This window comes from Parasphingopyxis sp. (genome assembly GCF_028279465.1).
In the GTDB taxonomy this organism is placed as follows: domain Bacteria; phylum Pseudomonadota; class Alphaproteobacteria; order Sphingomonadales; family Sphingomonadaceae; genus Parasphingopyxis.
The window spans coordinates 54251-66138 of record NZ_JANQNS010000007.1 but is presented as its reverse complement, the minus strand read 5'-3'; the positions used below and the strand labels follow the sequence as shown (position 1 = coordinate 66138).

10 protein-coding genes and 1 pseudogene are annotated in these 11888 nt (G+C 62.3%); 3 read left to right on the top strand and 8 right to left on the bottom strand.

The annotated features are described in order from the left end of the window. The first annotated feature begins 241 nt into the window (after nucleotides 1-241). Nucleotides 242-736, top strand: a pseudogene (locus Q0974_RS04015) (tyrosine-type recombinase/integrase). A 63-nt stretch (nucleotides 737-799) separates the two neighbouring features. On the opposite strand, the gene Q0974_RS04010 reads toward Q0974_RS04015, so the two are convergent. Genes Q0974_RS04010 through Q0974_RS03985 form a run of 6 tightly spaced genes read right to left on the bottom strand, consistent with a single transcriptional unit; the run spans nucleotide 800 to nucleotide 6028 of the window. Next, nucleotides 800-1543 (bottom strand): energy-coupling factor transporter transmembrane protein EcfT, encoded by a 744-nt coding sequence (locus Q0974_RS04010; protein WP_299322926.1) that lies wholly within the window; start codon nucleotides 1541-1543, stop codon nucleotides 800-802. After that, on the bottom strand, nucleotides 1540-3729 hold the full coding sequence (locus tag Q0974_RS04005) for an ATP-binding cassette domain-containing protein (protein ID WP_299322922.1): 2190 nt from the start codon (nucleotides 3727-3729) through the stop codon (nucleotides 1540-1542). Before Q0974_RS04005 ends, Q0974_RS04010 begins: the two co-directional genes overlap by 4 nt. After that, on the bottom strand, nucleotides 3722-4450 hold the full coding sequence (locus Q0974_RS04000) for an energy transducer TonB (RefSeq protein ID WP_299322919.1): 729 nt from the start codon (nucleotides 4448-4450) through the stop codon (nucleotides 3722-3724). The genes Q0974_RS04005 and Q0974_RS04000 overlap by 8 nt, the downstream gene beginning before the upstream one ends. Next, nucleotides 4447-4863, bottom strand: coding sequence for a biopolymer transporter ExbD (locus Q0974_RS03995; protein WP_299322917.1), 417 nt, complete (start codon nucleotides 4861-4863; stop codon nucleotides 4447-4449). The genes Q0974_RS04000 and Q0974_RS03995 overlap by 4 nt, the downstream gene beginning before the upstream one ends. After that, entirely contained in the window at nucleotides 4860-5267 is a 408-nt protein-coding gene (locus Q0974_RS03990) for a biopolymer transporter ExbD (protein WP_299322914.1), read from the bottom strand. The genes Q0974_RS03995 and Q0974_RS03990 overlap by 4 nt, the downstream gene beginning before the upstream one ends. Beyond that, nucleotides 5267-6028 carry a MotA/TolQ/ExbB proton channel family protein gene (locus Q0974_RS03985; RefSeq protein WP_299322911.1) on the bottom strand — a complete coding sequence of 254 codons (762 nt, stop codon included), beginning with the start codon at nucleotides 6026-6028 and terminating at the stop codon, nucleotides 5267-5269. The genes Q0974_RS03990 and Q0974_RS03985 overlap by 1 nt, the downstream gene beginning before the upstream one ends. A 269-nt stretch (nucleotides 6029-6297) precedes the next feature. Between Q0974_RS03985 and Q0974_RS03980 the strand changes: the two genes are divergently transcribed. Beyond that, entirely contained in the window at nucleotides 6298-6999 is a 702-nt protein-coding gene (locus Q0974_RS03980) for a DUF4386 domain-containing protein (RefSeq protein WP_299322909.1), read from the top strand. Nucleotides 7000-7129: 130 nt separating this feature from the next. Here the strand turns inward: Q0974_RS03980 and Q0974_RS03975 are convergent, their stop codons facing one another. Together Q0974_RS03975 and Q0974_RS03970 are read right to left on the bottom strand one after the other, a co-directional pair. Then, entirely contained in the window at nucleotides 7130-8776 is a 1647-nt protein-coding gene (locus Q0974_RS03975) for a M28 family metallopeptidase (RefSeq protein ID WP_299322906.1), read from the bottom strand. Nucleotides 8777-8897: 121 nt separating this feature from the next. Further along, entirely contained in the window at nucleotides 8898-9680 is a 783-nt protein-coding gene (locus tag Q0974_RS03970) for a L,D-transpeptidase family protein (RefSeq protein WP_299322904.1), read from the bottom strand. 199 nt (nucleotides 9681-9879) lie between these two features. On the opposite strand from Q0974_RS03970, the gene Q0974_RS03965 reads away from it, so the two are divergent. Further along, nucleotides 9880-11883 (top strand): amidohydrolase family protein, encoded by a 2004-nt coding sequence (locus tag Q0974_RS03965; RefSeq protein WP_299322901.1) that lies wholly within the window; start codon nucleotides 9880-9882, stop codon nucleotides 11881-11883. Nucleotides 11884-11888: the final 5 nt, after the last annotated feature.

Here is an 11888-nt window from a genome sequence, read left to right as displayed (position 1 = left end):
GTTTTTGCTTGTCTATTTGCGATAGCGATAGGCCAATTGCCGAAGCATCGGCGCTCGCTGCAAATATCTCCTGCAACGTCGCACCAATATGCATGAACCCATTTGCCAAATCGTTTGGCGCAGGAAGAGTATCTACAAGGTATCGGCACCGGCTATCGACCATCGAAAGAATCACAATGTTCCTATTTTGTTCTATTTTGCTATAAACTGCAATCTCACGGCTGCAAAATAGGAGTGGGCTATGTTGTCCGGCAGGAACTCTTGGAACTGCGGACACAAGACAGGCGTCAAGAAACCACTAAAACCCAAAGAGATATGGGCGATCCGTTTTTGGCTTCAGCAGCAAAGCGGTTGCGAGATCAAGCCTTGTTCGACCTTGCGATCGACAGCAAGCTGAGAGGCTGAGACCTGGTCGAGCTCAAGATTGGTGACTTGGTCAGCAAACCGGAAGTCAGAACGCGCGCCACGATCACACAGCGAAAGACTGGGCGACCTGTGCAATTTGAGATCGCAGCAGATGCCAGAACGAGCCTATTTGCCTGGCTTGAACTCAGAGGTGGTGGTGTCGAGGACTTCGTCTTTCCAAGCCGGGTGGATCAGTCCCGGCGCCTAAGCACTCGGCAATATAGAGGCAATCTAGATCTTGCTCGGCCATTCGAAGATTGAGAACACGGTGTGCTACCTTGGCGTCGACATTGAGGACGCATTGACCTTGGCGGAGAAGACTGAGATCTGACCACTCTCGGGCGCCCGTCCGTCAATGGCTGGCGCCCGACTATTGTTTCGTCGGCACTCAAGTTTAGCCGATGTAGAGACCGGTGCGGAAGACGATTGCCGCAACAAGGCAGGCCGCCCCTAATATTGCAACGAGCACGTCCAAGCCGTCCAGGGGGCGCGTTCTCTGGCGCACTGTGGCCCCGCTTCCGATGCCCCTGGCCTCGAGCGCGGCCGTCATCGATCCGCCGCGGCGCACGATTGTGATAAGGGCCGGAATGAAGAGCTTGGCCAGCCCGCCGACAAAGGCGATTGGCCGGCGGATCGAGAGCGTCACCCCCTTGAGACGCATCGAATCGAGCACGCGGCCGAGGTCGCTGACGCTCAGATAGATGAGAACGAAGGCATAGCCGACGACGAAGGCGAAGCCACTCGGCAGCCCGAGGCCGCGCAAACCTTGGACCATCTCGTCGATATCCATGGTCGAAAAGAGGCTGACGCCGATCAGTATTGCCGCAACCCAGCCGAGCGCCAGCCGGAGGCCAAAACGAAACTCATCGTCGAAACGGAAATCGCCGCCCAGCATCGGTATGATCAGCAAGGCCAGAATTGTCGGAAGCTGGATGAGCAGGAGGAGTGCCAGCCAGCCGAGCGGTGCGCGTGCCGTAATGGCGAGTAAGACGCCGAAGAGGGTCGCGGCTCCCATCCAGGTCCAGTCGGGTGCGATATAGATCAACAGAATCAGAAGGAAGAAGAGCAACCATTTGACCCGCGGATCGCGGCGGCGCCAGAAACTGTCGCGCCCTGTATGGAGGACAGGTACTTTCATGCGGAGGTTTCCTCGGCCCTGTCGGACCGATTGGCCCGGCCGTCTGCCGCTTCGAAGCGATGCGGCACGCGAAGATCTAGCATTTTCAGCAGCGCGCGATTGGCCGGGCCCAAACCCTCGCCCGGCGTGCCGGCTTCGGTCAGCGCGCCATCGGCGAGGAAATAGATGTGGTCCGCCAGTTCCGCGATCAGGTCCGTGTCATGATCGAGCAACAGTATCGCGGTCCCCATGGCGGCGAGGCCACGAATGGCGTTTTTGAGCAGTGCGCGTTCGACCGGGTCCATCCGGACGGCGGGTTCGTCGAGAATCAGAATATGCGCGCCGTTGGCAAGCATGGTAGCGATTTGCACACGCTTGGCGATGCCATTGGCGAGGGTTAGCGGGTCTTCCTCCAGCGTATCGCCGAGATCAAGCGCTTCGGCCACCGCCGCAGTGCGCGTGCGGATTTCCTCCGCAGCCAGACCGGCGCGACGCAGGGGCAAGGCGATTTCCGCCGCGACGCTGCGTTCGCTGAAAAAGGCTGATGGCGTGTGGATCACGGCGGCCACATGGTCGAACCGGTCCTCGCCTTCCCTCTGGTTTGCGATGACGATCTGCCCCGCCGACGGTTCGGCGAGTCCCACTGCGAGCCGGGCGAGACTGGTCTTGCCGCTGCCATTGGCGCCAGCCACTGCCACGATTTCGCCGGCGCGGACGGTCAGGCTCGCGCCATCAAGGATCGGCGTGTTGTCCTCATAGGCAAAGCAGATTGCGTCCATCGCCAGACATTCAATGCCGGGCGGGGCCGATGGTGGGATGTCCTCGGCGTCCAGAGTGGCGCTACCAGCGAGCGCGAGCGGTTGCGGAAAACCGATGGCCGCAAGTGGCTCATCGTCGTTCAGAAGTTCGTGAGTCGCGTCGATACGCTCGAGGCGGCCGCCGTCGAGTATCGCGATGCGGTCGGACCAGGCGAACTGGCGATCGACATCATTGTCGACGAGGATCACCGCGCCGTCCCTGTCCCGGATCGCATCGACGACGGAATGAAGCAGCGCGAGGCCGGCGGCATCAAGTTCGGCGGCCACCTCGTCGAGGATCAGTATATCCGGCTCGATGACGGTAGCCGCAGCAAGCGCGATCATCAGCTGCGCCCGCGCCGGCAATTCCCACACATAGCGTCGGGCATCGGCCTCGCCGATCCCCAATTCGGCGAGCGCGGCCAACGCTTTCGTCTCGGCGTCTTCCGCGGTCGTCGCTTCATGAGCAAGAGCCGCTTCGACTTCGCGGATCGGTCGGGTTTGCGTCATCAGGGCGGAGGGATTGTCGGACACGAAGCCGATCTTCACCGCCTCGCCCCGGGTCTCGAGCCACCCCGCGATTTCGCCGCCGGTTGCCTTCGGCGCGAGCCCGGCCATTACCCGGCACAATGTCGATTTGCCCGATTCCGAGCGGCCGATGACGCCCAGAACCTCTCCGCGCCGGACGTCGAACGAAAGCCGGTCGAGCGCAGCCGATCTGCGCCCGGGATAGCGGAAGGACAGGCCGTCTGCCCAGGCGATGGCATCAGGGCTGGCGGAGAAGCCGGTTTCGGGTTGCGGCAGGGGATCGGCGTCTGTGTGGCGGCCTTTGGGCGCGAAGCCGAGGAACCGCTCGAACCGCCCGTGCAAGGCAGGCACGAGAAAGACGAGCGGCAACGCGCCCCAGATGATGCCGTGTGTAATCGTGTTGCCGATCGCGCTCTGGACCGCGATGGCGATGCTCTCCTCGCCGAACAGCAGGAAGGAAGACGCTTCGAACGCCGCTTGTATGAACGCACAAAATATGGCGCCGAATGACAGGAGAAGAGGATTGAGCGGCCGACCGGCAATGACATAGCTGGTCAGCGGGAAAGCGATTGCATAGCCGATGAAGCCGATCGGATCGTCGAGTTCATAGCCTTCCATGAGATCGCGCAGACCTTCACCGAGCGCCACGCCCAGTCCGATCGCGATCCCGGGCTTCCCGGCGGGCAGCAATGCGGTGAGGACAAGCGGAATGAAGAAGGGCTTGCTATCGATATCAACCGGGATTTCGGGAATGGCCTCGAGCGGCAAGAGGCACAGAAAGAAGAGCACCGCCGTTACGCCGACCAGCATTACAAAGCGCGAGGAACTCAAACTACCGGACGAAGATTGCGGCACGGCGCGGTCGGTCATTTGCTCAGCCATCGTCCGGATACTCGATGAAGAAGATAATCGGAATGCGTGCTTCGGCGCGATTGCCCGCATAGTCGCTCGGCAGCGGGTCGAGCTGGCGAACCTCCCGGGCGACGCGTTCGATCTCGGCGTCGAGACGGCGATGACCGGTCGACTGGACCAGCTGCCATTCCACTACCCGGCCGCTGCGATCGATGACGACGCGCAATATGCCGGTTCCCTGCTGCTGCCGGGAGAGCGCATCGCGGGGATAGACGATCCGACCCATATAAGCGCGCTGCGATATGTCGATGAATCTGCGACTGAGCTGTGTCGTCCGGGCAGGCGGCGGAGGCGGCGGCGGGCGGGCCGCAGGCGGCGGTGACGGGATACGGCCCGCACCTGTGCCTGAACTCGGCCGGCCGTCGCTTGCCGAGAAACTGGGCAGCGCGCGTGGTTGCGGCGGCGCGGTGGGTGGCGGCGCGTCCTCGGCGCGCTCGGCGGGCACGCTCGGCTGATCGGTCGTTTCGACGCCGGGCGGCGGCGGTTCCAGCGTACGCGCGCCGCCGCCCAGCGAAACGACCATGGCTTCGACATCCTCGCCGGCGTCGGGAATGGCGCGCTCGGCGAAACCGAGGGCGGTCGCAACCAGTATCAGCGCGGCGACGCCAAGGCCTGCCATCCAGTGCCAGTCCTTCGGTATCGGCGGGTGTTCGGGGGCGATCGCGCTCGTCCAACTGGTCTCCCGGTTCATACGCCGCTTACCTCCGGCTGACCGACGGTCAGCAATACGATATATTCGGCGCCTGCACTGCGGACATCCTCCATGATGTCGATCAACGCCACGGCATCGGCGTCGGCATCGGGTTTGACCTGAATGAGCGCGTCGGGCTGGTTCGTCAGTATCTTGCGTACAGCCGCTTCCAGGCCGCCGGTCGGTATGGCGCGGTCCCCCAAAGCGACACGGCCGTCCTCGTCGACAAGGATGACAACGTCCTGAATATCCCCGCGAATATCGCTGACCGATGCGGCCGGCGAGACAGGGAAGGCGTCTTCGGGTTCGATCGACCCAGCCAGCATGAAGAAGACGAGCAGAATAAAGACCACATCGATCAGCGGGGTGATGTTGATGAGCTCGCGCTTCGGCCTTTCCCGGTCCAGTTTCACGCCCCGTCCTCCCCGGAGCCCGCGAAGGAGACGGAATAGGCGCCGGAATCGCGCGTCAGCTGGAAGATATCGACAGCTTCCTGAACAGTGACGCCGAGCTCGGGCCGCACCAGAAAGGTACGGCCCGGATCGACCGACACCATGGCCTCGACATTGTCGCGTATCGCCGCGCGGCTCATCGGGTCGCCGTCATATTCGAGATCGCCATTTGCCTTGACCAGGATGACGATGGCGGCGGTCGGATCTTCGACCACCTCTCGATCCTGTGGCGTTTCAACGCCGATCAACCGGAACCGGGCGAAATTGGTTGTCAGCATGAAGAAGACGAGCAGGATGAAGACCACATCGATCAGCGGCGTGACATTGAGCAACGTGATGTTGCGCCGGTGTCGACCGAAATGCATCAGGCCATTACCGGCTCTGCAGTGGGCGCTGCTTCATAAAGCGACGCGGTGAAGACCTGCGTCGCCGCGTCTTCCATGCGCTGTGCCTCGACATCGACCGATCGCTGGAGCCAAGTGAAGAACACCGCCGCCGGGATAGCAACGCTGAGCCCGGCGGCTGTGGTCAGCAGAGCCTCCCAGATGCCGCCGGCCAGCACCGCCGGCTCGATCCGGTCGCCGACCGTTTCCATCTGCTGGAACGCTTCGATCATGCCGAGCACCGTGCCGAGCAGACCGAGCAGGGGCGCGATGGTGGCGATCAGGCTCAGCAAGGCGAGGCCTCGTTCCAGCCCGTCGAGCTGCGCCTCTGCGACACGTGCAACTTCCTCGCGCACGACCGTGTCGTTCATTCTTTCATTGGTCTTGCCCCGAATTGCCGCGACCATGACGCGGGCCACCGGATTGCGCCGAGGTTCGAGATCGCGGACTGCATCGTCGTAGCGGTTGTCCTGTATCGAACCGACGATGCCGGATACGAACCCGGAGCGGCCCACACCCAGGCGGGTGAATTGGACGAATTTAACAAGCGCCACACCGAGCGCGACCAATGCCAATATCGCGAGAATGACGATGATCGGCCCGCCGGCCTCAAACAGGCGCTGGAGCGGCGATACCTCTGCGGCCGGCGCTTCCACGGCGGCATGCGCGGCTGCCGACAGCGTCAGTCCGGAGACAATGACAAGGACAACGGCAGGCAACGCAGCCATGGTTAAACGCGGCATGTCCGACCCTCCCAGATTTTTTGTCTTGGTTTTGGGTAGCCGCCGGACACGATGGTTTTGTTACGATTTCGAGAGGCTTATGTGACAACCGGAGCTCGTCCGGACGACGGGCGGCCAAAGACTTCGAGCAGCTATGCTGCCAGGTTTGGCGAAACGTCTGCGCGCCGCCCTTTTCTCGCTGGATCGAAATACACCCAGTGTATCTCGCAGATTGACTACACTGTATTGCTGCAATAATACAGCAAGCCTATTTGACGGGAGCGAAACCAATGGAAATCGTCGAACAGTCCAATGCCGATACGGTAGCGAGATGGGTCGGCTGTTCACTGCTCGCGACAATCGTCGTCGGCGTTCTTGCTGCTGTGTTCCTGGTCTCCGACATCGACATCAACCTGTCGGCCGATATCGCGGCCGTCGCCGAAAACATGCTCGAAGCCGAGCAACGGTTGCGGGCCAAAGCTTACATCGCGCTCCTCACCTTCGGGCTGGACGTGCTGATCGCCGTTGGCCTGTTTCTGATCCTCCGCAGCGCCGGGCCTTTGCTCGCAGTCTGGAGCCTGTTCGTTGGCCTGTCGGCATCGATACTCGTGCTGCTCGGCGCGGTATTCGCGCTCAACGCGGCCGAGTTTGCTGGCGATCGGGCCTATGACACGATGGCCGGCGATATGCGCCTGACGCTGGCAAGCCTCCAGGCGACCTCGGACTATACGTCCTTCCATCTCGGGCTGATCCTCGGATCGCTGGCGAAAGCCGGTTTCTTCTACCTGTTCGTGAAATCGAGACTGATCCCCGCGCTCATTGCCGGGTGGGGGCTGTTTGCCAGTCTGTTTGTCGCATTCGCGATTGTGGCGCGCGATTTCGTGCCGGTACTTGGCCATGAAATAGTCACGGCGGCATTCATGATTTCAAACCTGATCGCGCTGGTGTCTACCGGCTTCTATCTCGGGATATTGGGCGTTCGCAGCCGCTGAACCGCTTCGCTTACGCGGACAGCGCGGCTATTGCCGCGCTATCTTCGATCCAATCCGTTAATCTCGTCGAGATAGCGAACTCACCCATAACGTTGGGTGCCGCCGTGAAACAGGTGATGTGGACCGGACGTCAATCCCGCGCGTCCGCGCTAGCATCGCGCCGCGCCCTGAATTCGCTGTCTTCCGACCAGTTGGGCCACTCCGTGCTGTTGCCGAGCCGCTCGGCCACCCCGTAGATCAATTGGGCGTCGTTCACGATGCCGGTCAGGTCCCAATCGGGCGACCATTCGTCGCTCTGCTGGTGATAATATTCGGCGGCATAGGTCGCAGCGATCTCTGCCGCGCGCTCGGTCCCGCCTTCGACCATATCGCTCCCCGAGCGGAAGCTGACGGCTGGTACGCCGGCCTGCGCGAAGGGGAAATGGTCGGAGCGGAAAAAGCTACCCGCGGCCGGATTGGGGTCGGCGCTGTAGCTGCGCCCGCGCGCCGCCGCTTCTTCGGTCAGTATGTCGAGCAGGCCGAGCCGCGCGCTGCCCGAAATCGAGAAATCGCGCGTGGGGCCATGGACGCCCGGCCCGTCGACATTGAGTACGCCCACCGTCGTCTCCAGTGGATAGAGCGGATTGGCGGCATAATATCTGGCGCCCAGCAGCCCGCTCTCCTCCGCCCCGACGGCGAGGAAGACGAGGCTACGCTCAGTCCCGCCATTCTCGGCGAAAGCGCGGGCCATCTCGATCATGAAAGCGAGGCCCGCCGCATTGTCGATTGCGCCATTATAGATGGTATCGCCCGTCTCGTCGGGCTCGCCCGTTCCGAGATGGTCATGATGGCCGGTGAACAGGATATGTTCGTCGGGGCGCGTGGTTCCGGGCAGGATGCCGACGACATTCATGGCGGCAATATGTTCGCTTTCGGACACCAACGTCGCATCGATGGTCGCGCCCAGTTCCATCGGCCGGAAATCGCGGCGCTGGGCCATCGCCTTGGCCTCTTCATAGCTTATGCCTGCGGCCTCGAAGAGCCGGCTTGCCACATCGACATGCATCCATCCCTGCAACGCCGTATGCGCGGCGCCAGGATCTTCGCGGACGATATCCAGCGTCACATCATTGCCGTTCGAGATGACGCCCCAGGGATAGCTGGCCGGTTCGGTTTCGTGGATGACCAGCACGCCCGCCGCACCGCGCCGCGCGGCTTCCTCATATTTGTACGTCCAGCGCCCGTAATAGGTCATCGCCTCGCCGCCGAAATCACCTTCCCCGCCTTCGAAATCGGGATCGTTGACGAGGACCACGATGACCTTGCCCGTGACATCGACATCCCCGAAGTCAGACCAGTCGCGCTCGGGCGCGTGCGTGCCATATCCGGCGAAGACCAGCGGCACATCGTCAAGTTCGACCCGCGCCATGCCGTTAACCGGCGCGCGCACCGCGAGATCCTGATCCTGGACCATGGCGACCTCTTCGCCATCAATCGTGATGGAAAGCTGCGGCGGCTGGGTCATGGTCGATCGATTGAGGATAACGTCTTGCGTCCAGGCGCGCGATCCGTCCTCGCGCAGATCACCGCCCGGCTGGAGCCCGATGCTGGCAAAGGCACCGGACAGATAGGCGACGGTCTTGTCCTCGCCCGGCGTGCCCGGCGCGCGCCCTTCGAACCAATCGTCCGAGATAGTGCGGATATGCTGGTCGATGCGCTCGATAGAGAACTCCTGCGCAGCGGCGGGAACGGAGGCGACAAGCGCAATGGCACTGGTGGCGGCAAGCAAGCGGATCATGAATCTCTCCTGGAATTGTATTGGGTCGAACCTCTCGCCGGAGCGTCGGTCTTTCTCAAACACGTAGATTGATAATGCACAGTAGCAATGGCCATGGCTTTAGCAATATTGCCCGATCAGCCTAGCTTCGATCACGCCCGTAAATATCGTCCAGATAGCTGAGCTCGCCCGCTTCGCCCGGTACGGCGGTGAAATAGGTGATGTGAACGGGCACAGGCTCCGCGAGCTGCAGAGTGCGGGTTTCGCCATTGGCCGCCATCGCCTCCAGTTCGGTCCGTGTCATGCCGGCGAGCGTTGCGGCAAAATCCATCGCATCCTGCACGCGGATGCAGCCATGGCTGAACGTGCGCTCGGTCTCAGCGAACAGATGGCGCTGCGGCGTATCGTGCAGGTAGATGGCGTGCCGGTTCGGCATGACGAGCTTCATCCGGCCCAGCGCATTGCTGGGGCCCGGGCGCTGGCGATAACTGCCGCCGGAAACGACATAGCCGCGCCGCCGCGCCTCGGCGGGATTGGTGCGGACGAGCCGGCCGACGCTCTCGCGCACGATGCTCTGCGGGATATACCACCAGGGGTTGAGATTGACGCCCGTCACCTCGGTGCTGAACGACACGGTCGGCGTGCGCGCCCGTCCGACGATTGCGCGCCAGCGCTGCACGGGCATGCCATTCTCCCACAACACAACCTCTTGCGCGGGGACATTGACCAGCAGGTAACGGCGGCCGAGCCGCGCGGGCAGGTCGCGCCAGCGATCGAGATTGGTCGCGATGATCGCGCGGCGCGCCATGTTTGTTTCGGCGCCATAGGCGGCTTCGAGCGCGGCGCGGTGCGGATGGATCGGGCCATTGGATGTCGCCGTGACGACGACGTCTTCCGGACCCAGCCAGCGGGCCTCTGCTGGCATCCAGGCCATTGCAAGCAGAAGCAGAAACGCAAGAATTTTAACCGGTAACGACATCACGAATCCGTACGATAGCGGCAAATGCCGCGTAAATATATATGGTTAAGCGTGCGTGAATTCTGGCCGCCGCTCGCGCAGTTGACGCCCGCCAAGGCGGCTGGAAGGGTGCGCGCGATTTTTCCGGTCGTTCGAGGGTTTCTTCATGCTCAAACATCTGTTTCTCGCCACCGTCTTGGTCGCCGCGCCCGCATCGGCGGAGATGCGCGAGTATCGGGTGCTGTCGGGCGGCAACGATGTCGGCCATCTCAATGTGGATGCCGAGCCGGGGCAGGTCGTGATCGACTATGATTTCAAGAATAATGGCCGCGGCCCGACGATCGCGGAAACCGTTTCGCTCGATGAGAACGGCCTGCCGACCGCATGGACGGTCGAGGGATCGACGACGTTCGGCAATCTGGTCGATGAGATGTTCGCCTGGAATGAAGGCGATCCGAACTGGCGCGATGCGACGGGCGAGGGCACGGCGGGAGCGTCGGAAGCGCAATTCTATATCCCGCAGAGCGGCAGCCCCTGGATGCTGGCATTGCTCGCCCGCGCGCTGCTCGCGGACGAGGATCAGAGCCTCGATGTGCTCCCTGGGGGCACGGCGACTTTGACCGCGCATGCGACGGTTAGCTTCGACGGGCCGGACGGGCCGGTTGAGGCGACGACCTATGAGATAGCCGGGCTCGATCTCAATCCGAGCTATGTGATGCTCGACGGCGATAACATTATGTTTGCCGTGGCGAATCCGCGATTCGCGATCATCCGCGCGGGATACGAAACGGCGGACGCACAGCTGCGCGATTACACCCAATCGCTTTCCACCGAGCGCTTCGTGCGCATCCAGGCGGAATCGGCACGCAACTTCGATGGCCCGGTGCGCGTGCGCAACGCTTATGTCTTCAATCCCGAAACGATGACGCGCGAAGGGCCGTTCGATGTCGTCTGGCATGGCGAGCGGATCGCGAGCGTCCAGCCCAGCGGTTCGCCGGTCACCGAGGGCGAAACCGTGATCGACGGAGCCGGCGGCACGTTGGTGCCTGGCATGTACGAGATGCACGGCCATATCTCGCAGAATGTGGCGCTCCTGAATATCGCCGCGGGTGTCACGTCCGTGCGCGATATGGGCAATGAGAATGACGTGCTCGCTGGCCTGATCGCGCGGATCGCGGACGGAACGATCGCCGGGCCGCGCATCACGCGCAGCGGCTTTATCGAGGGGCTGAGCCAATTCAGCTCGCAGACGGGCGAGCTGGTCGAAACCGAGGAAGAGGCGCTCGATCAGGTCCGCTGGTATGCGGCGCGCGGCTTCCACCAGATCAAGCTCTATAACTCGATGACACCTGAATGGGCGCCGCGGCTCGCCGAGGAAGCGCACCGGCTGGGGATGCGGGTGACCGGCCATGTTCCGGCTTTCTCGAACGCCAATGCCATGATCGCGGCCGGGTTCGACGAGCTCACCCATATCAATCAGGTCATGCTCGGCTGGGTGCTCGAACCGCATGAGGATACGCGTACGTTGCTCCGTCTGACCGCGCTCGACCGGCTGCCGGCGCTCGATCTAGCCAGCGCGCCCGTCCAGCAAACGATCGACCTGATGGTCGAGAACAGCATCGTTCTCGATCCGACGGTTGCCATTCATGAAGCCCTGCTGCTCAGCCGCGATGGCGAGATTTCACCGGGTTTCGTCGATGTCTTTGACCATATGCCGATCGGTCAGCAGCGCAGCTTGCGCCAGGCCTGGTCCGATGTGTCGGCGGAAGGCGCGGACGAACGCTATCGCGGCGCTTTCGATCAGATCATGCGGACGCTATCGATGATGCGCGAACGCGGTATCTTCCTCGTACCAGGCACCGATATGGGCGGCTCCTTCTCCTATCACCGCGAGCTCGAACTGTTCGAAAGGGCTGGCTATTCGACCCCCGAAGTGCTGCGCCTCGCGACGCTCGGCATGGCCGAATATCTGGGGCAGGACGAGGATCTGGGCTCGATCGAAGGCGGCAAATATGCGGACTTCTTCCTCGTGCCCGGCGATCCCACAACAGACCTCGGCGCGATCAAATCCATCGCGATGGTCGTTGCCAATGGCACCGTCTATTTCCCGAGCGACATCTATCCGCACTTCGGAATCCGGCCATTTGCCGGTGCGCCAGCGGTAGAGTAAGTTTG

Bases quoted from the DNA above. Each gene is read 5' to 3' on its own strand.
- Q0974_RS04010 (WP_299322926.1), bottom strand. From the start codon at position 1,543: ATGAAAGTACCTGTCCTCCATACAGGGCGCGACAGTTTCTGGCGCCGC.
- Q0974_RS04005 (WP_299322922.1), bottom strand. From the start codon at position 3,729: ATGGCTGAGCAAATGACCGACCGCGCCGTGCCGCAATCTTCGTCCGGT.
- Q0974_RS04000 (WP_299322919.1), bottom strand. From the start codon at position 4,450: ATGAACCGGGAGACCAGTTGGACGAGCGCGATCGCCCCCGAACACCCG.
- Q0974_RS03990 (WP_299322914.1), bottom strand. From the start codon at position 5,267: ATGCATTTCGGTCGACACCGGCGCAACATCACGTTGCTCAATGTCACG.
- Q0974_RS03985 (WP_299322911.1), bottom strand. From the start codon at position 6,028: ATGCCGCGTTTAACCATGGCTGCGTTGCCTGCCGTTGTCCTTGTCATT.
- Q0974_RS03980 (WP_299322909.1), top strand. From the start codon at position 6,298: ATGGAAATCGTCGAACAGTCCAATGCCGATACGGTAGCGAGATGGGTC.
- Q0974_RS03975 (WP_299322906.1), bottom strand. From the start codon at position 8,776: ATGATCCGCTTGCTTGCCGCCACCAGTGCCATTGCGCTTGTCGCCTCC.
- Q0974_RS03970 (WP_299322904.1), bottom strand. From the start codon at position 9,680: ATGCCAGCAGAGGCCCGCTGGCTGGGTCCGGAAGACGTCGTCGTCACG.
- Q0974_RS03965 (WP_299322901.1), top strand. From the start codon at position 9,880: ATGCTCAAACATCTGTTTCTCGCCACCGTCTTGGTCGCCGCGCCCGCA.